This window comes from Streptomyces sp. cg35 (assembly GCF_050410835.1).
Lineage (GTDB): Bacteria > Actinomycetota > Actinomycetes > Streptomycetales > Streptomycetaceae > Streptomyces.
Genome location: NZ_CP191268.1, coordinates 2852320 through 2873813 on the forward strand (window position 1 = coordinate 2852320; position 21494 = coordinate 2873813).

16 protein-coding genes and 1 rRNA gene are annotated in these 21494 nt (G+C 71.0%); 7 read left to right on the forward strand and 10 right to left on the reverse strand.

The genetic code is table 11. The annotated features are described in order from the left end of the window. Nucleotides 1-3 precede the first annotated feature (3 nt). The 3 genes from ACQUQD_RS13015 to ACQUQD_RS13025 all read right to left on the reverse strand — a co-directional run bounded on the left by ACQUQD_RS13015 (nt 4) and on the right by ACQUQD_RS13025 (nt 4220). Complete coding sequence (locus ACQUQD_RS13015) at nt 4-2622, reverse strand: glycosyltransferase family 1 protein (RefSeq protein ID WP_428952216.1); 2619 nt, start codon at nt 2620-2622, stop codon at nt 4-6. Between the two features lie 390 nt (nt 2623-3012). Next, nucleotides 3013-3540, reverse strand: a complete 528-nt coding sequence (locus ACQUQD_RS13020; RefSeq protein ID WP_428952217.1) for a hypothetical protein — start codon at nt 3538-3540, stop codon at nt 3013-3015. Between the two features lie 107 nt (nt 3541-3647). Continuing rightward, nucleotides 3648-4220, reverse strand: coding sequence for a maltokinase N-terminal cap-like domain-containing protein (locus tag ACQUQD_RS13025; protein ID WP_428952218.1), 573 nt, complete (start codon nt 4218-4220; stop codon nt 3648-3650). 269 nt (nt 4221-4489) lie between these two features. Between ACQUQD_RS13025 and ACQUQD_RS13030 the strand changes: the two genes are divergently transcribed. The 6 genes from ACQUQD_RS13030 to glgB all read left to right on the forward strand — a co-directional run bounded on the left by ACQUQD_RS13030 (nt 4490) and on the right by glgB (nt 14240). After that, nucleotides 4490-5707 carry a S8 family peptidase gene (locus ACQUQD_RS13030; protein ID WP_428952219.1) on the forward strand — a complete coding sequence of 406 codons (1218 nt, stop codon included), beginning with the start codon at nt 4490-4492 and terminating at the stop codon, nt 5705-5707. A gap of 206 nt (nt 5708-5913) precedes the next feature. Continuing rightward, entirely contained in the window at nt 5914-8097 is a 2184-nt protein-coding gene (locus ACQUQD_RS13035; protein ID WP_428952220.1) for a maltotransferase domain-containing protein, read from the forward strand. 37 nt (nt 8098-8134) lie between these two features. Then, entirely contained in the window at nt 8135-9835 is a 1701-nt protein-coding gene (gene treS, locus ACQUQD_RS13040) for a maltose alpha-D-glucosyltransferase (RefSeq protein ID WP_428952221.1), read from the forward strand. 57 nt (nt 9836-9892) lie between these two features. Further along, a complete protein-coding gene (locus ACQUQD_RS13045; protein ID WP_428952222.1) occupies nt 9893-10336 on the forward strand; it encodes a hypothetical protein in 444 nt (147 codons plus the stop codon). 176 nt (nt 10337-10512) lie between these two features. Then, on the forward strand, nt 10513-11895 hold the full coding sequence (locus tag ACQUQD_RS13050; RefSeq protein WP_428952223.1) for a maltokinase N-terminal cap-like domain-containing protein: 1383 nt from the start codon (nt 10513-10515) through the stop codon (nt 11893-11895). A gap of 122 nt (nt 11896-12017) precedes the next feature. Beyond that, on the forward strand, nt 12018-14240 hold the full coding sequence (glgB, locus tag ACQUQD_RS13055) for a 1,4-alpha-glucan branching enzyme (protein WP_428952224.1): 2223 nt from the start codon (nt 12018-12020) through the stop codon (nt 14238-14240). Here glgB and ACQUQD_RS13060 read toward each other — a convergent pair. From ACQUQD_RS13060 to ACQUQD_RS13085, 6 genes are all read right to left on the reverse strand, one after another. Next, a complete protein-coding gene (locus ACQUQD_RS13060; protein WP_428957542.1) occupies nt 14227-16470 on the reverse strand; it encodes a HelD family protein in 2244 nt (747 codons plus the stop codon). The genes glgB and ACQUQD_RS13060 overlap by 14 nt on opposite strands. 168 nt (nt 16471-16638) lie before the next feature. Next, nucleotides 16639-16953: a thioredoxin gene (gene trxA, locus ACQUQD_RS13065; protein WP_428952225.1), complete on the reverse strand. Its 315-nt coding sequence runs from the start codon at nt 16951-16953 to the stop codon at nt 16639-16641. A gap of 2 nt (nt 16954-16955) precedes the next feature. Next, nucleotides 16956-17405, reverse strand: coding sequence for a MerR family transcriptional regulator (locus ACQUQD_RS13070; protein WP_428952226.1), 450 nt, complete (start codon nt 17403-17405; stop codon nt 16956-16958). Between the two features lie 221 nt (nt 17406-17626). Beyond that, nucleotides 17627-17989 carry a hypothetical protein gene (locus ACQUQD_RS13075; protein WP_428952227.1) on the reverse strand — a complete coding sequence of 121 codons (363 nt, stop codon included), beginning with the start codon at nt 17987-17989 and terminating at the stop codon, nt 17627-17629. A gap of 88 nt (nt 17990-18077) precedes the next feature. Further along, on the reverse strand, nt 18078-18626 hold the full coding sequence (locus tag ACQUQD_RS13080; RefSeq protein WP_428952228.1) for a cysteine hydrolase family protein: 549 nt from the start codon (nt 18624-18626) through the stop codon (nt 18078-18080). A 159-nt stretch (nt 18627-18785) separates the two neighbouring features. Then, on the reverse strand, nt 18786-20480 hold the full coding sequence (locus tag ACQUQD_RS13085; protein ID WP_428952229.1) for an MFS transporter: 1695 nt from the start codon (nt 20478-20480) through the stop codon (nt 18786-18788). A 158-nt stretch (nt 20481-20638) separates the two neighbouring features. Here ACQUQD_RS13085 and ACQUQD_RS13090 point away from each other — a divergent pair, with 158 nt between their 5' ends. After that, nucleotides 20639-21241, forward strand: coding sequence for a TetR/AcrR family transcriptional regulator (locus tag ACQUQD_RS13090; RefSeq protein ID WP_428952230.1), 603 nt, complete (start codon nt 20639-20641; stop codon nt 21239-21241). 64 nt (nt 21242-21305) lie between these two features. Here ACQUQD_RS13090 and rrf read toward each other — a convergent pair. Then, nucleotides 21306-21422 (reverse strand): 5S ribosomal RNA (gene rrf, locus ACQUQD_RS13095). Nucleotides 21423-21494: the final 72 nt, after the last annotated feature.

Genomic DNA, 21494 nt, shown 5'->3' on the forward strand with positions numbered 1-21494 from the left:
GGGTCACCGCATCAGCACCCCGGCCCCCTCCCCGAGCGTCTCCGAGGGCTCCGTGACCAGGCCCGCCTCGGCCGCCGACGCCAGCAGCCGGTGGGTGGGCAGGATGCGGACCGTGTAGCCGTAGGGGCCGGTGCGGTCCAGGGCGAGGGGGCCCTCGTAGGACCAGCGGCCCTCCTCGTCGGGGCCCGAGACCGACTTCAGCGGGACCGTGGTGGCCTCCGCGATGCTGTCCTCGGCGTCGACCCGGCCCGCCACCGCCTGTACCTCCACGTCGTCGGGGACCAGGTCGCCGAGGGCCACCCGGACGTGCAGGGACAGTGTCGCGCCGAGTTCCGCCGTGGCCGTCGACGCCTCGACGTGGTCGACCGCGACGCGGGTCCAGGCCGTACGGACCCGGGACTTCCAGGCCGCCAGCTCCCGTGCCGTGTCCGGGGTGAGCGCCCGGTCGGAGCGGGCCGCGGGGGCGTACAGCTTCTCGACGTACTCCCGGACCATCCGGCCGGCCAGGACCTTCGGGCCGAGGTGCGTGAGCGTCTGGCGGACCATGTCGATCCAGCGGTCGGGCAGCCCGTCGGGGCCGTGCTCGTAGAAGCGCGGGGTCACCCGGCGTTCCAGGAGGTCGTAGAGCGCGGCCGCCTCCAGGTCGTCGCGGCGGTGCTCGTCGGTGGCGGTGCCGTCGGCCGTGGGGATCGCCCAGCCGAAGTCCGGCTCGAACCACTCGTCCCACCAGCCGTCCAGGACCGACAGGTTGAGGCAGCCGTTCAGGGCGGCCTTCATGCCGGACGTGCCGCACGCCTCCAGCGGCCTGAGCGGGTTGTTGAGCCAGATGTCGCAGCCGGGGTAGAGCTTCTGCGCCATCGCCATGCCGTAGTCGGGCAGGAACACGATGCGGTGGCGCACGCGCGGGTCGTCGGTGAAGCGGACCAGTTCCTGGACGAGGCGCTTGCCGCCGTCGTCGGCCGGGTGGGCCTTGCCCGCGACGACGATCTGCACCGGCCGCTCCTCGTCGAGCAGCAGCCGCATCAGCCGGTCCGGGTCGCGCAGCATCAGCGTGAGCCGCTTGTACGAGGGGACGCGGCGGGCGAAGCCGATCGTCAGGACGTCCGGGTCCAGCACCCCGTCGATCCAGCCGAGTTCGGCGGCTCCGGCGCCGCGCTGCCGCCAGGACGCGGTGAGCCGTGCGCGCACCTCGTCGACCAGCTGGCCGCGCAGCTCCCGGCGCAGGTCCCAGATGTCCCGGTCGGGGATCTCGCCGACGGCGTCCCAGCGGTCCGAGCCGCCGACCGACAGGGCGTCCTCGGTGCGCCGCTCGCCGATCTGGCGGGCGCCGAGCCGGAAGACCTCGGGCGCGACCCAGGTCGGGGCGTGCACCCCGTTCGTGACGGAGGTGATCGGCACCTCCTCGGGGTCGAAGCCCGGCCACAGCCCGGAGAACATCTCCCGGCTGACCGCGCCGTGCAGCGTGGAGACGCCGTTCGCGCGCTGGGCGAGCCGGAGCCCCATCACCGCCATGTTGAAGACGTTCGGGTCGCCGCCCGGGTACGTCTCCATGCCCAGGCCGAGGATCCGCTCCACGTCCAGCGCGGGGAGTTCGGCGGCGGATCCGAAGTGCCGGGCGACGAGTTCGCGGTCGAAGCGGTCGATACCGGCCGGGACGGGGGTGTGCGTGGTGAAGACCGTGCCGGCCCGGACCGCTTCGAGCGCCGCGTCGAAGTCCAGCCCCTCGGCGACCAGTTCGGCGATGCGCTCCACGCCGAGGAGTCCCGCGTGGCCCTCGTTCGTGTGGAAGACCTCGGGGGCGGGGTGGCCGGTGAGGCGACAGTACGTGCGCACGGCCCGTACGCCGCCGATGCCGAGCAGCATCTCCTGGAGCAGCCGGTGCTCGCTGCCGCCCCCGTACAGCCGGTCGGTCACCTCGCGTTCGTGGACGTCGTTCTCCTCGACGTCCGAGTCCAGCATCAGCAGGGGTACGCGGCCGACCTGCGCCACCCAGACGCGGGCGAGCAGCCGGCGCTCGCCGGACAGCGCGATCGCGAGGTGTGCGGGCGTGCCGTCGGGCTCGCGCAACAGGGTCAGCGGCAGTTCGTTCGGGTCGATGACGGGATACGTCTCCTGCTGCCAGCCGTCCCGGGACAGTGACTGGCGGAAGTAGCCGTGCCGGTAGAGCAGGCCCACGCCGATGAGCGGGGCGCCGAGGTCGCTGGCGGCCTTGAGGTGGTCGCCGGCGAGGATGCCGAGGCCGCCGGAGTACTGCGGCAGGGCGGCCGTGATGCCGAACTCCGGCGAGAAGTAGGCGATGGCGGACGGGAGTTCGGCCTGTTGCGCGTGTGTCTGGTACCAGCGGTCGTCCTGGAGGTAGCCGCGCAGATCGTCGGCGACCTCGCTGAGGGTGGCCAGAAACCCTTCGTCCCCGGCGAGTTCGGCGAGCCGGGACGGGGCCACGCTGCCCAGCAGACGCATCGGGTCGCCGTCGCAGCCGGCCCAGCGCTCCGGGTCGACGGCGGCGAACAGGTCACGGGTGGCGGTATGCCACGACCAGCGCAGATTGCGGGCCAGTTCATGGAGCGGGGCGAGCGGTTCGGGCAGGACCGGGCGGACGGTGAAACGACGGATGGCCTTCACAGTTCCCCTTTCGCGCGTGCAGCGGGGGCGTCGGCGGTCGGTCGGGGGGAGCGCGGCCGGGTGCTCCGCTGCGGGACGCACCACGTCGCGCGTCCCGGACGTCATCCACGACGTTAGTGCGCGGCGGCCCCGTGGGCCACGGCGCATGGAGCCACCCGCGGCGCGACCTCCTGGAACGCCGACAGAACACGCGTGGGGAGCAGGTGACTTGGGGGAACACATGGTGCCGGGGCAGCTGCGGGAGCCGTCCCCGAGAGCGGCGGGACCGTACGTGACACTGGCCCGAACGTGTCGCGCCCGGCGGCGAGTTCGCCGCGCCCCGACTCGGCGAGGGCACGGCTCGCGCGCTGTCCGCCGTGCACGCGGCGGGCGCCCCGCACCGCGATCAGGTCAGGCGACCGCCCCGCCCGTGCCGCGCGCCCCGCCGATGTAGTCGGTGAGCCCGGCGTCGTCGTACACGGAGATGTCGACGCCCGCGCCCTCGGGGATGTCGAAGTCCTTGACGACGCGGTCCGCGACGGCGTCCGTGCCGGGCGCCACGTACGTGCCGAGGTTGTGGGTGGTGCCGCCCGAGGTGTACGAGATCCGGACGTGGAACGTGTCGCCGTCGTTCTTGGTGTCGTAGACCCGGAGCTTCTCGTCGTTCGGGTGGAACTCCACCTTGCCGACGAACGAACCGCCCTGGTTCAGCTCCAGTTTGACCGCGTACCCGCCCGCGTCCTTCCCGAAGTACGTGCCGTCGAACGGGTCGTCGAGCGTGCCGCCGCTGCACGGGCAGGACCCCGTGTCGCGGTAGTAGGCACTGACCGTCGGGTTCGGGCTGTAGGCCGTCGCCGGGGCGGCGGCCGTACCGATCAGGGCCCCCGTCGCCAGGGCAGCCCCCGTGAACAGCCTCGCGAGCCGTCGTGTCGCGCTCATCCGTACCTCTCCCCCGCTCGGGAAACACGCCGCCCGGCGGTCACCGGAGGCCCGTCCACGATGGCAGATCACTTCGGCACGGACCACCCCGCAACGCCCGGAACAGCTCAGTCCGCCCGAACCGTCACGAACACCCCACGCACCACGCTCCCGTCCGCGCGCCGCCACTCGGCGCCGACCTCGCCCGGCGCGTCGGGCACCGAGCTGCCCGGCTCCAGCACGCGGACGATCTGCGGCCGCGACGCGGCGGCTCCGTCGAGCCGTACGCGCACCGCCGGGTCGAGCGCGCCGTCGACGCTCTGCGCGTGCGCCGGCACCTCGCCCCGCAGAAGCGCCGCCAACTGGCCGACGAGCAGCGGATCCCGGGCGCCGTCGTACACCCACCGCTCGCCGAGCACGCCGTGCACGAGGGTGCCGATGAGCGCGTCCTCGGCCGCGTCCGGCAGCGGGGCGCCGCGGTAGGTCATCGGCACGTGGTACGTCACCGGGCGCGCGCCGGATTCGTCGGTGACGGCCATGAACTCCATCCCGACCTCGCCGTCCGGGTCGTCGAGCCGGAATCCGCCGGCCTTGGTCAGCTCCGGGCTGCCGGAACCCTCGAACCAGGACTGCTTCGGCAGCCAGTCGGTGAGGAGTTCGAGCTTGGTGGGCCGGAGGGTGGTGCGGTGAATGATCGACATGCGCTCAGGCTCGCACGCCCGAGCAAGGCCCCGCCGCTTCTTCTGCCGCCCTCGCTTTTCCCGTCGGCGGGCGACGGGAGAGATGGGGCGGCCCCGGATCGGCACCTCGAACGGCCGGAAGTCGCCGCAACCCTCATGCCGCCGCCACGACTCGACCACGGGCGATATGGCCGATTCCGCCCCCTCGTGCATCCTTGTGGCACTTCACACCGCACGAGAGGCTGCCAACTGGCGCTTGAATGCGTCGAGTTGAGGAGGGGAACTCACACATGGCAGTGACCGTGCCAGTGACACGGAAGCGGCGGACGCGCTGGACCGGCGGGCTCATCGCCATCGCCACGGCCGCGGTGGTTTCGGCCATCACACTGCCCGCACACGCCGCCCCCGCGCAGGGGCGGATATTCGGGGCCGGTGACCCCGGCGCCGTGACGGGCAGCTACATCGTGACACTGAAGGGGGGAACCAGCGCTCCGTCCAAGGCCGGCAAGGACCTCGCCGACAGGTACGGGGCGAAAATACGCCACACCTACAGCAAGGCGCTCAATGGGTACGCGGTGAAGGTCAACGAGGCGCGGGCCGGACAGCTCGCGGCCGATCCGAGCGTGGCCTCGGTCGTACAGGACACGAAGGTCGCCAACGACCACACCCAGAAGAACCCGCCCTCGTGGGGCCTGGACCGCGTCGACCAGAACGATCTGCCGCTCGACACGTCGTACACCTGGCCGGAGTCGGCGGGGGCCGGCACGACCGTGTACGTGATCGACACGGGCGTCCGCATCAGTCACCGGGACTTCGGCGGACGGGCGTCCTACGGCTGGGACTTCGTGGACGACGACGCCACCGCGCAGGACGGCAACGGGCACGGCACGCACGTGGCCGGAACCGTCGCGGGCGCGAGCTACGGGGTCGCGAAGAAGGCTAACGTGGTCGCCGTGCGAGTGCTCGACGACGAGGGGTCGGGGACCACGGCCCAGGTCATCGCGGGCATCGACTGGGTGACCAAGCACGCGAAGAAACCCGCAGTGGCCAACATGAGCCTGGGCGGGTACGCCAATGCCCAGCTCGACGCAGCGGTACGCAACTCCATTGCTTCCGGGGTCACTTACACCGTGGCCGCGGGCAACGACGGTCTCCCGGCGAGCCTGTACTCCCCGGCTCGGGTCCAGGAGGCCGTCACGGTCGGCGCGACCGACCAGCAGGACGCACGTGCAAGTTTCTCCAACTGGGGTACTCGAGTCGACCTGTTCGCACCCGGGGTGGACATCACGTCCGCGTCGTACGCCAGTGACACCGGGAAGGCCACCTTCTCCGGTACGTCGATGGCCACGCCGCACGCCGCGGGCGCGGCCGCGCTCTATCTCGCCGACCATCCGGGGGCCACGCCCGCGGAGGTGGGCAAGGCACTGGCCGACCGGACCGCATCGGACCGGGTGACCGGTGCCGGACTCGGCTCACCGAACAAGCTGCTCCAGGTCAACACCCCCTAGGCGAAAGGTGAGTTCATGAGCCGGTCCCGTCTCCTCGAGCGGGACCGGTCTTGTGTGTGCTCTTACGCGCGAGTAGTTAACAAAGCACCGGATTGCCCGCCCGAAGAGCGTGGAAGGCTCCCCCGGTACGCCTTTCGGCACCACTGCACGGCCCTCTCCCCGAATGTCGTCTCCGCAACCCCCGAGCCCCGCGGACAGGAGCGGTCATGCCCGCACAACGCCCGTCATCGACGTCCTCCGGCAAGTCGTCCGGCAAGTCATCAGCCCCCGCGGCCGCGTCATCGGCGCAGCGCACCCGCACGAACGGGGCAGCCCCGGGCAAGTCGAAGAAAGCCGCCGCGAAGAAAACCGCCTCGAAGAAAACCGCCGCGCCGAAGAAGCCGGCCCCCGCCAAGGTCCCGTCGCCGCCGGCGGAAGTCACCATCGGCCGTATCCCCGTCCGCGACGTACGTCCGGTCGTCGATCGCGGCCGCCGCCCGGCCAAGGCGGTCGTCGGCGAGACGTTCCAGGTCACGGCCACCGTCTTCCGCGAGGGCCACGACGCCGTCGCGGCGAACGTGGTACTGCGCGGCCCCGACGGGACGCCCGGCCCCTGGACCCCGATGCGCGAACTCGCCCCGGGCACCGACCGCTGGGGCGCCGAGGTCACCCCCGACGCGACCGGGGCGTGGACCTTCGCCGTGGAGGCGTGGGGCGACCCGGTCACGACCTGGCGGCACGCCGCCGGGATCAAGATCCCCGCGGGGATCGACACGGAACTGGTCCTGGAGGACGGCGCGTTGTTGTACGAACGCGCCGTACCGGACCTTCCCAAACCGCTGCGCGAAACGGTTCTGCAGGCCGTTGCCGCGCTCCGCGACACGACCCGCCCGGCCGCCGCCCGGCTCGCCGCCGCGCTCGCGCCGGACGTCGACGCGGTCCTCTCCCGCCATCCGCTGCGCGAGCCGGTCTCCTCCTCCGAGGAGCTGCCGCTGCTGGTGGAGCGCGAGCGGGCGCTGTACGGGGCGTGGTACGAGTTCTTCCCCCGCTCGGAGGGCGCCGTGGTGGAAGCGGGCGCGCCGCCGGTGAGCGGCACGTTCGCCACCGCCGCGGGCCGGCTGCCGGCCATCGCCGCGATGGGTTTCGACGTGGTCTATCTGCCGCCGGTCCATCCCATCGGCACGACGTACCGCAAGGGCCCGGACAACAGTCTCTCGCCCGGCCCGCACGACGTCGGTGTGCCGTGGGCCATCGGCTCCCCGGAGGGCGGTCACGACGCGATCCACCCGGACCTCGGCACGATCGAGGACTTCGACCGGTTCGTGGCGGCCGCGCGCGACGCGGGCCTGGAGATCGCCCTCGACTTCGCGCTGCAGTGCTCGCCGGACCATCCCTGGGTGGAGAAGCACCCCGAGTGGTTCCACCACCGCTCCGACGGCACCATCGCCTACGCCGAGAACCCGCCGAAGAAGTACCAGGACATCTACCCCATCGCCTTCGACCAGGACATGCCGGGGCTGATCGCGGAGACCACCCGCGTCCTGCGCCACTGGATGGCGCACGGCGTACGCATCTTCCGCGTCGACAACCCGCACACGAAGCCGGTCGTCTTCTGGGAGCAGGTCATCGCGGACATCAACCGTACCGACCCCGACGTGATCTTCCTGGCCGAGGCGTTCACCCGTCCGGCGATGATGCGCACCCTCGCCGAGATCGGCTTCCAGCAGTCGTACACGTACTTCACCTGGCGCAACTCGAAGTCCGAACTCACGGAGTACGTACAGGAGTTGGCCGGGGAGTCGGCCGCCGTCATGCGACCGAACTTCTTCGTGAACACCCCGGACATCCTGCACGAGTTCCTGCAGCACGGCGGCCGCCCCGCCTTCGAGCTCCGCGCGGTGCTCGCCGCGACCCTCTCGCCGACCTGGGGCGTCTACAGCGGATACGAACTCTGCGAAAACGCACCGCTACGACCCGGTAGCGAGGAGTATCTGCACTCCGAGAAGTACCAACTGCGGCCTCGGGACTGGGATTCGGCTGCCCGCGAAGGGCGCACGATCGCCCCGCTCCTGACCGCGCTCAACGACATCCGCCGCCGTAGCCCCGCCCTGCGCGGACTACGTCAGGTGCACTTCCATCACGCCGACAAGGACGAGGTGATCGTGTACTCGAAACAGAGTGGCTCGAACACGGTTGTGGTGGTCGTGAACCTCGACCCGCACCACACCCAGGAGGCGACCGTCTCGTTGGACATGCCGCAACTGGGGCTCGGCTGGCACGAGTCCACCCCGGTGCGCGACGAGCTCACCGGCGACATCCATCACTGGGGCAGGACGAACTACGTACGGCTCGAACCGGGCCGCGCACCCGCGCACATCCTCACCGTCCTGCGACCGTCCACGCCGCGATGAATTCTCTGGAAAAGGGATTCGGAGGGTCACCCACACCATGATCATGAATGAGCCCGTCCCGGACACCTTCGAGGACACCCCCGCCAAGGACCGGGACCCCGATTGGTTCAAGCGCGCCGTCTTCTACGAGGTGCTCGTCCGTTCCTTTCAGGACAGCAACGGAGACGGCGTCGGCGACCTCAAGGGCATCACGGCGAAGCTGGACTATCTCCAGTGGCTCGGGGTCGACTGCCTCTGGCTGCCCCCGTTCTTCAAGTCGCCGCTGCGGGACGGGGGTTACGACGTCTCCGACTACACGTCGGTGCTCCCCGAGTTCGGTGACCTGGCCGACTTCGTCGAGTTCGTGGACGCGGCGCACCAGCGCGGGATGCGCGTCATCATCGACTTCGTCATGAACCACACCAGTGACCAGCACGAGTGGTTCCAGCAGTCGCGCTCCGACCCCGAGGGCCCGTACGGCGATTACTACGTCTGGGCGGACGACGACAAGCAGTACCAGGACGCGCGGATCATCTTCGTCGACACCGAGGCCTCGAACTGGACCTTCGACCCGGTGCGCAAGCAGTACTTCTGGCACCGCTTCTTCTCCCACCAGCCGGACCTCAACTACGAGAACCCGGCCGTCCAGGAGGAGATCCTGGCCGCGCTGCGGTTCTGGCTGGACCTCGGCATCGACGGGTTCCGCCTCGACGCGGTCCCGTACCTGTACGCCGAGGAGGGCACCAACTGCGAGAACCTCCCCGCCACCCACGACTTCCTCAAGCGGGTCCGCAAGGAGATCGACGCCCAGTACCCGGATGTGGTGATCCTCGCCGAGGCGAACCAGTGGCCCGAGGACGTCGTCGACTACTTCGGCGACTTCCAGTCGGGCGGCGACGAGTGCCACATGGCGTTCCACTTCCCGGTCATGCCGCGCATCTTCATGGCGGTGCGCCGGGAGTCCCGCTACCCGGTCTCGGAGATCCTCGCCAAGACCCCGGCGATCCCGTCGAGCTGCCAGTGGGGCATCTTCCTGCGCAACCACGACGAGCTCACCCTCGAAATGGTCACCGACGAGGAACGCGACTACATGTACGCGGAGTACGCCAAGGACCCGCGGATGCGCGCGAACATCGGCATCCGCCGCCGCCTGGCCCCGCTCCTCGACAACGACCGCAACCAGATCGAGCTCTTCACCGCCCTGCTGCTGTCCCTGCCCGGCTCGCCGATCCTCTACTACGGCGACGAGATCGGCATGGGCGACAACATCTGGCTGGGCGACCGCGACGCGGTGCGCACCCCGATGCAGTGGACCCCGGACCGCAACGCGGGCTTCTCCTCGTGCGACCCGGGCCGGCTGTCCCTGCCCGCGATCATGGACCCCGTCTACGGCTACCAGGTCACCAACGTCGAGGCCTCCATGTCCTCGCCGTCGTCCCTGCTGCATTGGACCCGACGCATGATCGAGATCCGCAAGCAGAACCCGGCGTTCGGCCTCGGCTCGTACACCGAGCTGCCGTCCACGAACCCGGCGGTCATCGCCTTCCTGCGGGAGTACAAGGACGACCTGGTGCTGTGCGTCCACAACTTCTCCCGCTTCGCCCAGCCCACCGAACTCGACCTCCAGGCCTTCAACGGACGGCATCCGGTGGAGCTGATCGGCGGCGTGCGGTTCCCGGCGATCGGTGAGCTGCCCTACCTGCTGACCCTGGCGGGGCACGGGTTCTACTGGTTCCGGCTGCGCAAGGAGGGCGCCTGACCGTGCTCCCCGGCCCGGCCGGGCCGCCACCGCCCGTACCGACGCAGGAACGATGCAATGGAAAGCAGGCTCCAGCAGAAGCTGCGCGAGCGCCGGGAGCAGGCCGCCCTGAAGACCGTCGAGGTCCGGCTGGGCGACCTGCGCACGGGCGGTGCCCTGCGGCCCGGCGAGGAGCCCGCGTGGGCGCGCGCCGCGATCGACGTGTCCCGCGGGCTCCACGCCGAGCCGGACGAGCTGATCTCGGACGACACCACGTCGCAGGAGCTCGACGGCTGGATCGAGGAGCTCCTGACGGCCCATGGCATCACCGGGCGGCTCTACGTGGCGAGCAACGTGAGCCTGCTGCCCTGGCTGGAGTGCCGTGTCCCGCCGGGCGGCTGGACGGCCCGGGTGCGCGCGGCGGTCGGGGAGCCGTGGATGTTCCTGTCGGGCACGCTCGACAGCCTCGTCGTCGTGTCGGAGGCCGAGTACTACTTCGAGGCCTACGCGCGCCGGCGGTGAGCCGGTCGCGGGGTCGTGCCGAGTGTGGCGCGGGCCCCGCGACCGTGGCCGGTGACCCGTGTCCCGGGTCGCCAAAAAGCGCTCAAAACCCGGTTTCCGCCTCCGGGCCCTGGGCACTCTCCACCAATACCGTGCGGAACGCCCGTCGCTCTCCCCTGGGGAAAGGACGCGACGCCATGTCGGAAGCCGCAGCCCGGCCCGCCGCCCCCGCCGAGGGGAATCCGGAACTGCTCTCGTCCCTCGATCCGCTGCTCCGCGAATGGCTGCCGCGGCAGCGCTGGTTCGCCGGGAAAGGACGCCCGATCACCGGCTTCACGCTGGACTCGGTCACCGAACTCCTGCCCCGCTCGGGCCTGTTGCACCTGCTGCTGCGCGCTCACCAGCCACCCGCCGACGAGGGCCCCGGCGACTGCTACCAGTTGCTGATCGGCATCAGCGACGCCCTGCCTCCGCGCCTCGCGGCGGCCGCCATCGGCCACATCACCCAGGGCCCGCTGGCCGGCCGTACCGCGTACGAGGCGCTGCACGACCCGCGCCTCGCGTCCGTCCTGCTGGAACGTCTCCGCATCCCCGGCACCCTCGGCGACCTGCGCTTCCACCGCGGCCCGCAGGGCGAGGTGCCGCGCGGCCTGATGCCCCGGCCGCTGCGCGCCGAGCAGTCCAACTCGTCGGTGGTCTACGGCGACCGGCTCATCGCCAAGTTCTTCCGCCGGGTGCGGTCCGGCACCAACCCCGACCTCGAACTCCCCCTGGCCCTGGCCCGGGAGGGCTGCCCGCGGGTCCCGGCCCCGATCGCGTGGTTCGAGACGGGAAGCAAGACGCTGGGTGTCCTGCAGCCCTATCTCAAGGGCGCCGCCGACGGCTGGGACCTGGCCCTGCGCCACCTCACCAAGGAAGAGGATTTCACCGCTGAGGCACGGGAGTTGGGCCGCGCGACCGGCGAGGTGCACGCCGCGCTCGCCCGGGCCCTGCCCACCGTGACCTGCTCCCGCGCGCACACCGAGCAGCTGGCGGAGGCGATGATCCACCGCCTGGAGACCACCGCCCACCAGGTGCCCGCGCTGCTGCCCCATGTGCCCGCGCTGCGCACCGCGTTCGAGGCGCTCACCGACCTCGCCGCCGAGGGCACCACCTGGCAGGCCCAGCGCGTCCACGGCGATCTGCACCTGGGCCAGTGCCTGCGCGAGCCCTCCGGCACCTGGCAGCTCATCGACTTCGAGGGCGAGCCGTCCCGTCCGCTCGCCGAGCGCCGCATGCCGCATCCGCCGCACCGCGACATCGCCGGCATGCTCCGCTCCTTCGACTACGCGGCCCGCTCCCTGCCGCCCACCGCGGAGAACCCGTCCCCGTGGAACCCCGCCTGGTCGGACGCCTGCCGCGCCGCGTACTGCACCGGCTACGCGGAGGTCACCGGCACCGATCCGCGTACGGAACCGGTCCTGCTGCGTGCCTACGAGACGGACAAGGCGGTCTACGAGGCCCTGTACGAGGCCCGCCACCGCCCCGACTGGCTGCCGGTCCCCCTGGCGGCCCTGGCACGGCTGGCGGAGGGGGGTTAGGGCGCAGGGACGGACAGCCCGCCCAAGGGCGCGGGGAACTGCGCGAGCAACCGACCACCAGCCGTATCAGCCGACGAACGAGAAGCCCGGCAGACGCGTAGGCCACCAAGGAGGCCCCACCCGTGACCCGCCGCTCGACGCAGACCCCGCCCCCGGTCCCCGCTCCCGTCCCGGAGACCGACCGCGCCCGCCTCCTGGCGGCGACCCATCACGACCCGCACTCCGTCCTGGGCGCCCATCCGGCCGGCGGCGGCACCGTCTTCCGGGCCTGGCGCCCCTATGCCGAGCGGGTCTCCGTGCGCACCCCGGCGGGTCTCGCCGCGCTCCACGACGACGGCGACGGGTTCTTCTCCGCCCTGCTCCCGCTGACCGAGGTCCCGGCGTCGTACGAGCTGGAGATCGCCTACAGCGACGCCACGCAGACCATCGCGGACGCCTACGCGCTGCTGCCCTCCCTCGGTGAACTCGACCTCCACCTGATCGGCGAGGGCCGGCACGAACAGCTGTGGACGGCGCTGGGCGCGCACCCCATGGAGCACCAGGGCATCCAGGGGACCCGCTTCGCGGTCTGGGCGCCCAACGCCCGGGGCGTTCGCGTCATCGGCGGCTTCAACTACTGGGACGGCGCCGCCCACAGCATGCGCTCGCTCGGCTCGACCGGGATCTGGGAGCTGTTCGTCCCGGACATCGGCGAGGGCGAGCTCTACAAGTTCGACATCACCCGCCCCGACGGCAGCCGCACCCAGCGCGCCGACCCGCTCGCCACCCGCACCGAGACGCCCCCGGCGAACTCGTCCGTCGTGCACGCCTCCCATCACACCTGGCACGACGAGGCCTGGCTCAGCGCGCGCGGCGAACGCCCCGTCCATGCGTCGCCGTTCTCCGTCTACGAGATCCATCTCGCGTCCTGGCGACCGGGCCTGACGTACCGCCAGCTCGCCGATCAGCTTCCCGCCTACGTGTCCGACCTGGGCTTCACGCACGTGGAGCTCATGCCCGTCGCCGAGCACCCCTTCGGCGGCTCCTGGGGTTACCAGGTCACCGGCTTCTACGCACCCACGGCCCGGCTCGGCACCCCCGACGACTTCAAGTTCCTGATCGACGCCCTGCACCAGGCCGGCATCGGCGTGCTGATGGACTGGGTGCCGGCCCATTTCCCGCGCGACGACTGGGCGTTGGCGGAGTTCGACGGCCGCACCCTGTACGAGCACGAGGACCCGCTGCGCTCGGCGCACCCCGACTGGGGCACCCTGGAGTTCGACTACGGCCGCAAGGAAGTGCGCAACTTCCTTGTCGCGAACGCTCTTTACTGGTGCGAGGAGTTCCACATCGACGGCCTGCGCGTCGACGCCGTCGCCTCGATGCTCTACCTCGACTACTCGCGCGAGCAGGGGCAGTGGACCCCGAACCAGTTCGGCGGCCGCGAGAACCTGGACGCGGTCGACTTCCTCCAGGAGATGAACGCCACGCTGTACCGGCGGGTGCCGGGTGTCGTCACCATCGCCGAGGAGTCGACGGCCTGGGACGGCGTGACCCGGGCGACCCACCACGTCGGGCCCGGCGGCTTCGGCGGGCTCGGCTTCGGGCTGAAGTGGAACATGGGCTGGATGCACGACTCGCTCGACTATCTGGAGCACGAGCCGGTGCACCGCAAGTACCACCACCACGAGATGACGTTCTCGATGGTCTACGCGTACAGCGAGAACTACGTCCTGCCCATCTCCCACGACGAAGTCGTGCACGGCAAGCGCTCACTCGTCTCGAAGATGCCCGGCGACTGGTGGCAGCAGCGCGCCGACCACCGCGCCTACCTGGGCTTCATGTGGGCCCACCCCGGCAAGCAACTCCTCTTCATGGGCCAGGAGTTCGCGCAGGGCGCCGAATGGTCGGAGGCGCACGGCCCGGACTGGTGGCTGCTCGACCCGGCGTACGGCGCCGAGCCCGACCACCGCGGCGTGCGCGACCTGACCAGAGATCTGAACGGCGTCTACCGGCAGGAGCCCGCGCTCTGGGAGCGTGACACCGACCCCGCGGGGTTCTCGTGGGTGGTCGGCGACGCGGCGGAGGACAACGTCTTCGCGTTCCTGCGGCACGCCGCCGACGGCGCTCCACTGCTGTCGGTGTCGAACTTCTCGCCGGTGGTGCGCCACGAGTACCGCCTCGGGGTGCCCGACGACGTCCCGGCCTGGCACGAGGTCCTGAACACGGACGCCACTCGCTACGGCGGCGGCGGTGTGGGCAACCCCGAGCCGGTGAAGCCGGACGACGTGGGGGCCCACGGCCGTCCGGCGAGCATCCGGCTGACGCTGCCGCCGCTGGCGACGGTCTGGTTCAGGCCTGCCTGAGATCCGACTCGGCGAGTGCGGCGGGGAGTTCGGTGGCGCTGTGCACGATGCCCAGCGTCTGGGTGGCCCGGGTCAGCGCGACGTACAGGTCGCTCGTCCCGAACTCCCCCGGCTCGACGACGACGACCCGGTCGAACTCGAGCCCCTTGGCCTGGCGCGGGTCGAGGAGCACGAGGTGCCGGGTCAGGTCGGGTGCGGCCCCGGCCTCGATCCCGGGCAGCCGCGCCGCCAGCGCCTGGTGCAGCCGGCGCGGCGCGATCACCGCGAGCCGGCCCTCCTCGGGGGTCTCGGCCGCGGCGAGCTCCGCGACCGCCTCGGCGAGATCTCCCGTCACGGCCCGCCGCCAGGGGCGTACGCCCGTCGAGCGCACCGACGACGGCGGCTCGAAGTCCGGGTGCGCGGCACGCAGCACGGCCGCCGCGACGTCCATGATCTCTGACGGCGTACGGTAGTTGACCCCGAGCCGGGTGTGCTCGAAGCGGTCCTCTACGTACGGGGCGAGGATCTTGTCCCACGCCCCGACCCCGGCCTCCTCGGCCGTCTGCGCCGGGTCGCCGACCAGCGTCATCGAGCGGGTCGGCGAGCGCCGCATCAGCAGCCGCCACGCCATCGGCGACAGCTCCTGCGCCTCGTCGACGATGATGTGCCCGAACGCCCAGGTCCGGTCGGCGGCGGCCCGCTCCGCGGCGCTGCGGTGGTCGTCCTCCCCGTACCAGTCGGCGACCCGCTCCGCGTCGACGATGTCGTGCGCGGCGAGCACCTCGGACTCGTCCTCGTCCTCGAACTCGTACGTCTCCGAGCCCCGGGACAGGTCGAGCACACCCTGCGCGTAGGCGATCCGCTCCTGCCGGGCGGCCTCGGCGGCGGCCCGCTCGGCGGCGTCGTCGTACCCGAGGATCTCGGCCGCCTCGTCGAGCAGCGGTACGTCCGCGGGCGTCCAGTCGGCCGGTCCGGTGACGGGGCGGCGGATGGCCCGCGCGTCCTCGTCCGCCAGGTGCACCGGCTCCGCCAGGAAGTCCCCGACGAAGTCCTCCGCGGTGAGCCTCGGCCACAGCTCCTCGATGGCCGCGTGCACGTCTGCGCTCGCGGCGATGCCCTTGCCGAGCTGGGCGAGGTCGTCCGGGCCCAGGAAGTTCGGCCCGCCGTACGGGTCCGCGCCGATCCGCTCCGCGAGCTGTTCGGTGAGCGCGTCGAGGATGCGGAAGGCGAAGTGCGGCCGGGCGAGGTTGTGCGGCAGCAGGGTGTCGCGCGCCGCCTGCCGTGCCTCGTACGCGATCTCCCAGTCGATGATCAGGTCGCCGTCGTCGTGCGGGATCACCAACGGCGCTCCCGGCTCGGGCAGTTGCTGCCGGTCACGGGCCGCGAGCGCGAGGGCCTCGGCCATCGACGCGGCGCCCTTCACGGCGGCGGCCCGGGGCGAGTCGGTCGTCGCGGTCGCCTTGATGCCGGGGTACAGCTCGCCCACCGTCGCGAGCAGCACGCCCGTCTCGCCGAGCGCGGGCAGCACCTCGGAGATGTAGGACAGGAACGCCGGGTTCGGGCCGACGATGAGGACCGCCCGCTTGGCCAGCAGCTCCCGGTGCTCGTAGAGCAGGAACGCGGCGCGGTGCAGCGCGACCGCCGTCTTGCCGGTGCCCGGGCCGCCCTCGACGACGAGGACGCCGCGGTGGTCGTGCCGGATGATGCGGTCCTGCTCGGCCTGGATCGTCTGCACGATGTCGCCCATGCGGCCGGTCCTGGCCGAGTTGAGCGCGGCGAGCAGGACGGCGTCGCCGGTCGGGTCCTCGAAGCCGGTGCGCTCGTCGTCGCCCAGGTCGAGGATCTCGTCGTGGAGTTCCGTGACCGTGCGGCCCTCGGTGGTGAGGTGGCGGCGCCGGCGCAGGCCCATCGGAAGATGACCGGTGGCGAGATAGAAGGGGCGGGCGACCGGTGCGCGCCAGTCGATCAGAATCGGGGTGTGTTCGGTGTCGTCGTCGCGAATTCCGATACGGCCGATGTGATGCGTCACTCCGTCCGTGAGATCGATTCGGCCGAAGCAGAGCGAACCGTCGACCGCATTCAGCGCGGCGAGCAGGCCGGAGCGCTCCACGACCAGCAGGTCGCGTTCGAGCCGGGCCTGCTGACCTGTGCCGACGGGTGTCAGGGCGTCCGTGACCGAGTCCGCGGCCAGGCCGCGCAGCGCGTCGACCCGCGCGTAGAGCCGGTCGATGAATTCCTGTTCCTTTTGCAGTTCTTTCTGCGATGCGGCGGATTCCCGGCTTGACAAAACTGCTCCCTGCCCGGTACGGTGTGTTTAGTTGGCCCCCGGTGAGGGGCCTTTTCTGTGGGCACACAGAAACACCGAATATACCCCGGGCAGGGGTTAATTCCAACCGCGGTTATCTCCGCCCTGCCGTTCTCAGACGGTCTCGGCCAATTCCTCGAGCAGTCGCCGCTTGGGCCTGGCGCCCACCCGGGACCACACGGGCTCCCCCTCCTTGAAGACCATCAGCGTCGGCATCGACAGCACGCCGTACTTCACCGCCGTCTCCGGGTTGGCGTCGACGTCGATCGCCACGACGTCGAGGCGCTCGCTCTCCTCCTCCGCGATGGACTTCAGCACCGGTGCCAGTTGCTTGCACGGCCCGCACCAGGCGGCCGTGAACTCCACGAGCACCGGTCGCCCGGACTTCAGCACCTGCTCGTCGAAGTCCGCGTCGGTCACGTCCCGCATGATCACTCCTGTCGTTCGCCGTGTTCTTCGCTGTGCGCGTCGTCGAGTGCTTCGCTGAGCTCGCAGCGCGGGGCGGCTTGCTCCGCGTCCAGCGCGACGATCGCCTGCTCGGCGCGCTCCAGCTGCGCGCCGACCTTCTCCCGTACGGTGGTCAACTCGCCGATCAGCGCGTCGAGTTCGGAGAGCTTGTTGCGGTACACGGCGAGGGACGCCGGGCACGAGTCGCCCTCCGGGTGGCCCGCGCGCAGGCACTCCACGAACGGGCGGGTCTCCTCCAGGTCGAACCCGAAGTCCTGGAGCGTGCGGATCTGCCGCAGCGCGCGCAGGTCCGCCTCGTCATAGGTCCGGTATCCGTTGCCGCCACGCCGCGCGGGCAGCAGCCCGCGCGACTCGTAGTACCTGAGCGTCCGCGTACTGGTACCGGCACGGGCCGCGAGCTCTCCGATGCGCATGCGTACGACGGTAAACCTTGCCGCCGACGTCAAGGCCAGCGCTGCGCGTTGAAGGGCGCGCGCACACACCCAGACCGGCTTCTCCCCTCTCGTACGCGACCGGACGCCAGTGGGGGCCGGGCACATCAAGCCCCTCCGGCGATTGAGGAGCGGGGGCCGGGGCAGAGCCCCGGGGCTGGGCTACAGCGCGGGGCAAGAGAACACGCATCGCACAGCCCGGCTCACGGCCAGTCGACCATCGCCACGAACACGACGTACGTGACCACCACCGCTATCGGCGCCAGCACCGCGAACCCGGTCCTGCGCTCCGCATACCGCTCCTGCCACGGCAACAACCACGCCGTCGCCAGGACGAGCAGCGAGACGGTCAGGCTCAGTCCGAAGACCGTGAAGGCCCGGTCGAAGCTAGGCTCGAACCAGTCCAGCTGCGCATCCGTGCACGAGTCGCAGGCCATCGGCGAGAGCCCGGCGAAGACGTACGCGAAGAACGCCGCCGGCAGCGTCACCAGCGACGAGAGCAGCGGGGCGACCCAGTGACGGGCGTACCGGGCGGGTCGTGCGGGCGCGTCTGCGGCGAGGTCCATCGTCATGCCCACCATCCAACGCTCGGGCGGTGGGCATGACATGAGTGGTGCTACTCAGTCCCCTGAGTACCCCGTGCCCAGGGGGACCTCAGAACGTCACGTCGGCCGTGTCCACCGTCCCCGCGCTGCGGCCCGGCGCGCTCTGGAACTTCCAGTACAGATTGGTGTGCGCGATGACCAGCTCCGGGGCCGGCGCCCCGTACGCGCTGAGGTCCTCCGTGGTGTGCGCGTCACCGACGAGCGTCACGTCGTACCCGCGCACGAAGCCACCGTGGATCGTCGAGCGGATGCAGGCGTCGCTCTGGGCCCCAGTGACGACGAGTCTGCCGACGCCGCGCTCGGCGAGCAGCGCCTCCAGGTCGGTGGCCTCGAACGAGTCGCCGTACTTCTTGTGCACCAGAGGCTCCTGCTCCCGGCGCACCAGCTCGGGGACGTAACTCCAGGCCTCCGTGCCCTCCTTGAGGCCGTCGTCCGAGTGCTGCACCCAGATCACCGGGACGCCCTCGGCTCGGGCCTTGTCCACGAGGGTGTTGATGTGCGCGACGACCTCGTCGCGGCGTGGAGCACCCTCCACCACCCCGTTCTGTACGTCGATGACGAGCAGTGCGGTGCCGGGCCGGTCGGGCAGGGTCGTCATGGCGGGCCTCCTGGTCGTTGCGGACTGCCGCCACAGTAGACGGTGCCACTGACAACGCCCCCGACCTGCGCATGGTGCGGACAGGCTCGCCCGATGACCATCGCCCCCCCTGTCCGCGCCGGGGATGCCGAGCTGCTGCGGTCCTGCGGCCCTCTCTGCCTAACCCTTGTTCGCGGCCAGTTCGCCGGCAGGCCGCTGCTCCGTGTCGTCCTCAGGGGCACCGGGCCCGGCGGCCGCCTTGCCCTTGCGCGGCAGCAGCACCGCCACCAGCACTGTCCCCACGCCGAGGATCACGGCTCCGACGACACTGGTGTGCGCCACCGCGTCGGCGAACGAGGAGCCGACCGCCCGCGTCATCTGCCGTGCCCCGTCCGCAAGTTGGGCGGCCTGCGCCTTGAGCTGCGCCGCCTGCTGCGGATCGGTGGCACCGGCCGCCCGCTCGGCGAGCTTGTGCGCCTGCTCGCCGATCCGCTGCGCGACGACGTATCCGGCGCCGACCGAGTCCTGCGCCGTGGCCAGCGCATTGCCGGGCAGCTTGGTGCCGGACGCGGCGTCGGAGAGGTGCGAGGAGTACGAGCCGGCCAGCACGGAGCCGAGGATGGCGATCCCTAGGGAGCCGCCGAGTTCGAGCGACGTGTCGTTGACGGCGCCGCCGACACCGAGCTCGGACTCCGGGAACGCGCCCATGATGGCGTCGGTACAGGGTGACAGCGCCAGGCCGATGGCCAGGCCCAGAATCACGAGGGGCAGGACGAAGTCGCCGTAGGTGGACGCGGCGTCGACCCGCGTCAGCAGCGCGAGCGCCGCCGTGCCGCCGACCATGCCCGCCGTCACCGTGATCTTCATGCCGATCCGGGGCGTGAGGTACCCGGTGAGCGCCGAGCCGACGAACACCGCGGCGGCCAGCGGCAGCATCCGCACACCCGTCTCCAGGGCGTCGTACCCGAGGACGAACTGGAGGTGCTGGGTGAGGTAGTAGAACGCCCCGAAGACGGCCAGGAAGAAGAGGGCGACGGCGAGGTTCGACCCCGCGAAGCGGCGGTTCGTGAACCGTCGTACGTCCAGCACCGGGCGCGGATGCCGCAGCTCCCAGCCGATGAAGGCCACGAGCGCCACTCCCGCCACCACGGCGGCGGTGACCGCCTTCGCGCCCCACCCGAAGTGCGGCCCCTCGATGATCATGTAGACCAGCGCGCCGACCCAGATCACGGACAGCAGCCCGCCCACGTAGTCGATCCGGCTGTGGTGGTCGGCCTTCGACGGCGGTACGAGGACGAGCGCGCCGACGATCGCGACGGCGGCGACGGGCACATTGATCAGGAAGGTCGACGACCACCCGTGGTTGCGCAGCAGCGCGCCGGCCACCAACGGCCCCGCGGCGATGGCGAGTCCGGCCGTCGCCGTCCACAGCACGATGGCCTTGGCGCGCTCGGCCCGCGGGAACGTGGCTGCGAGCAGCGACAGCGTGGCGGGCATGATCATCGCTGCGCCGACACCCATGACGGCGCGGGCGGCGATGACCCCGGTGGAGCTGTCGACGAGCGACCCGGCGACGGCCCCGCCGCCGAACACGACGAGCCCGAGGATCAGGGCCCCGCGCCGGCTGTACTTGTCGCCGATGGCACCGAGCAGCAGCATCAGCGCGGCGTACGGAACGGTGTAGCCGTCGATGACCCACTGCAGGTCGGCGCTGGAGAGCCCGAGGTCCTGGGTCATGTCGGGCGCCGCGACCGTGAGTGCCGTGTTGGCCATCACGATGATCAACAGGCTCAGGCAGAGCACGAGCAGCGCCGACCAGCGGCGGGTGTACGGCCGGTCCATCGTGGCGACCGGCTCGTTCATGACGAGGCGCATGGCGCGGAGACCCTCCCGGGTGAACAGCGGACAGGACTTGCACAAGGCTGTGCAATTACACAGCGCTGTGCAATCTACGCCGTTGCACAGGAGTGTGCAAAATGGGTGGGTCGCGTGAGCCCGAGCGCGTGTCGGGGGCGGGCCGGGGTGCAGGCACAATGAACGGCGTGACTTCCGTACGGGCCGACGCCAACCGCCGCCGCATCCTCGACGTCGCGCTCGCCGAGCTGCTGCGCGATCCCGAGGCCTCCATGGATCAGATCGCCCGCGCGGCGGGCGTGGTGCGCCGTACGGTCTACGGTCATTTCCCGAGCCGTGACGCGCTCGTCGGGGCGTTGGTGGACGATGCGGCCCAGGCGGTCGCCGAGGCTCACCGGGCCGGCCGCGAGGGCATCACGGAACCGGCCGAGGCGGTGGCCCGTTCGATTCTGGCGATCTGGCCGATCGCGGACCGCTACCGCCTTCTGGTCAGTCTGGCCCAGCGCAGCATGACGATGGAGGGCATCAGGGCGGCCCTCGCCCCGGTCCGCGAGATCTGCGTGGCCTTGATCCAACAGGGCTTGGACCAGGGCCAGTTCACTTCCCCGCTGCCGGCGCAGGCTCTCGCGTACGTGCATGAGCAGGTGCTGTTCGGCCTGATGGAGGCTGTGAACGACGGGGCGATCCCGGCGGCAGATGCCGGCCGCGCGGCAGTCGTCGCGGTTCTGGCCTCGGCGGGTTACCCGCCGAAGGAGGCCGAACGTCTCGCCGAGGCCGCCTGAAAAGGCGCCGTAAACGCAGAAAAGCCCCGGACCGTATCCCGGTCCGGGGCTTTTCTCAACAATAGTTCGGCGGCGTCCTACTCTCCCACAGGGTCCCCCCTGCAGTACCATCGGCGCTGTAAGGCTTAGCTTCCGGGTTCGGAATGTAACCGGGCGTTTCCCTCACGCTATGACCACCGAAACACTATGAAACTGTCAACCGGAGCCGTAGCCAATCGGCTTCGACGGTTGTTCGTGGTTTCAGAACCAACAC

Bases quoted from the DNA above. Each gene is read 5' to 3' on its own strand.
- ACQUQD_RS13025 (WP_428952218.1), bottom strand. From the start codon at position 4,220: ATGTCGATCATTCACCGCACCACCCTCCGGCCCACCAAGCTCGAACTC.
- ACQUQD_RS13090 (WP_428952230.1), top strand. From the start codon at position 20,639: ATGAACGGCGTGACTTCCGTACGGGCCGACGCCAACCGCCGCCGCATC.
- ACQUQD_RS13035 (WP_428952220.1), top strand. From the start codon at position 5,914: ATGCCCGCACAACGCCCGTCATCGACGTCCTCCGGCAAGTCGTCCGGC.
- ACQUQD_RS13050 (WP_428952223.1), top strand. From the start codon at position 10,513: ATGTCGGAAGCCGCAGCCCGGCCCGCCGCCCCCGCCGAGGGGAATCCG.
- ACQUQD_RS13020 (WP_428952217.1), bottom strand. From the start codon at position 3,540: ATGAGCGCGACACGACGGCTCGCGAGGCTGTTCACGGGGGCTGCCCTG.
- ACQUQD_RS13045 (WP_428952222.1), top strand. From the start codon at position 9,893: ATGGAAAGCAGGCTCCAGCAGAAGCTGCGCGAGCGCCGGGAGCAGGCC.
- ACQUQD_RS13075 (WP_428952227.1), bottom strand. From the start codon at position 17,989: ATGGACCTCGCCGCAGACGCGCCCGCACGACCCGCCCGGTACGCCCGT.
- ACQUQD_RS13030 (WP_428952219.1), top strand. From the start codon at position 4,490: ATGGCAGTGACCGTGCCAGTGACACGGAAGCGGCGGACGCGCTGGACC.
- ACQUQD_RS13085 (WP_428952229.1), bottom strand. From the start codon at position 20,480: ATGCGCCTCGTCATGAACGAGCCGGTCGCCACGATGGACCGGCCGTAC.
- ACQUQD_RS13070 (WP_428952226.1), bottom strand. From the start codon at position 17,405: ATGCGCATCGGAGAGCTCGCGGCCCGTGCCGGTACCAGTACGCGGACG.
- treS (WP_428952221.1), top strand. From the start codon at position 8,135: ATGATCATGAATGAGCCCGTCCCGGACACCTTCGAGGACACCCCCGCC.
- trxA (WP_428952225.1), bottom strand. From the start codon at position 16,953: ATGCGGGACGTGACCGACGCGGACTTCGACGAGCAGGTGCTGAAGTCC.
- ACQUQD_RS13080 (WP_428952228.1), bottom strand. From the start codon at position 18,626: ATGACGACCCTGCCCGACCGGCCCGGCACCGCACTGCTCGTCATCGAC.